Source organism: Methanocalculus sp. (assembly GCF_029762515.1).
GTDB lineage: Archaea > Halobacteriota > Methanomicrobia > Methanomicrobiales > Methanocorpusculaceae > Methanocalculus.
In genome coordinates this window covers 1-1,272 of sequence record NZ_JARVGN010000536.1, presented here as the reverse complement: position 1 = coordinate 1,272, position 1,272 = coordinate 1, and the positions used below count along the sequence as shown (strand labels likewise).

The following is a 1,272-nucleotide window of genomic DNA, read 5'->3' as shown; positions in this document are numbered from 1 at the left end:
CGGACTGCGGCATACCAGTCGGAGATATTCAGAGGTGCGATCCTCTCGATCAGCGAGGGGCAGATGCTGGCGGCACGATCCCTTGGAATGTCGCGTTTCTGTGCGATCAGAACCGTTGTACTTCCCCAGGCACTGAGGAGGGCGCTCCCCGGCTGGACAAACGAGTACCCGATCCTCTTGACGGACTCATCAGTCTGTTACGCGATTGGAGTGGCAGAGTTGCTGACGAGGGGCAACCAGATCGTCGCACGAATAGGGGATCCGATGACGGTCTATGTTATCGTTGCAATCCTCTTCATCCTCTTAAATTATGGCGGGCAGTGGATCTTCGGCAGGATTGAGAACCGATATAAAATTCCAGGATACGGACACGGTGATGCATAAGATGACCGATGGAGAGATCATTCTCAGGGTGGAGGATATCCACAAATGTTATGGCGATATCGAGGTGCTCAAAGGTGTCTCCTTTGATGTCCGCCGGGGCGAGACGAAGGTCTTCATAGGACCTTCAGGAACAGGAAAGAGCACCCTGCTCCGGTGCATCAATCAGCTGACAATTCCGGATAGCGGTTGCATCTGGCTGAATAATGAAGAGGTGACACATTCCGGCCCGCGGATCAACCAGTTCCGCCAGAAGATCGGGATGGTCTTCCAGAACTTCAACCTCTTCGATCACTTGACAGCGGTTGCCAATGTTGAGATCGCCCTCATCAGGGTGAAGGGGATGAGCAAGGCCGATGCCCGGAAGAAGGCGCTCGAGGAGCTCCAGCAGGTAGGTCTTCTCGATAAGGCAAACGCATATCCGGCAGAACTCTCAGGCGGTCAGGCGCAGCGTCTCTCGATTGCACGGGCGCTTGCGATGGATCCGGAGGTGATCCTCTTTGACGAACCGACCTCTTCCCTCGATCCCGAGCTGACACGGGAGGTGCTTGAGGTGATGAAGCGGCTGGCACGGGCAGGGATGACGATGCTCGTCGTCACTCACGAGATGGGGTTTGCCCTCTCGGTGGCAAATGAGATCCTCTTTATGGAGCATGGGACGATCGTTGAGAAGGGATCGCCAGCTGATATCCAGACAAGCCCCGCATTTGCACGGACACGGATGTTTCTTGGAACATTCCAGGATGATTGATGAACAAAGATGATTGACCTCCAGTTTGACTTCGAGATCCTGCTGCCAGCCCTCTATAAGGGCGCGCTTGTCACATTTGCCCTAATCCTCGTATCTGCACCATTTGGTTTTCTGAATGGAATCGGAATTGCACTTGGAAG

At 54.2% G+C, this 1,272-nt stretch carries 2 protein-coding genes; both read left to right on the top strand.

Features of this window, described 5'->3' with window-relative positions:
* A partial coding sequence (locus QCH34_RS12930) for an ABC transporter permease subunit (RefSeq protein WP_300334731.1) occupies nucleotides 1–384 on the top strand: 384 nt, incomplete at its 5' end.
* A 1-nt stretch (nucleotide 385) separates the two neighbouring features.
* Nucleotides 386–1,132, top strand: a complete 747-nt coding sequence (locus QCH34_RS12925; RefSeq protein WP_300334732.1) for an amino acid ABC transporter ATP-binding protein — start codon at nucleotides 386–388, stop codon at nucleotides 1,130–1,132.
* Nucleotides 1,133–1,272: the final 140 nt, after the last annotated feature.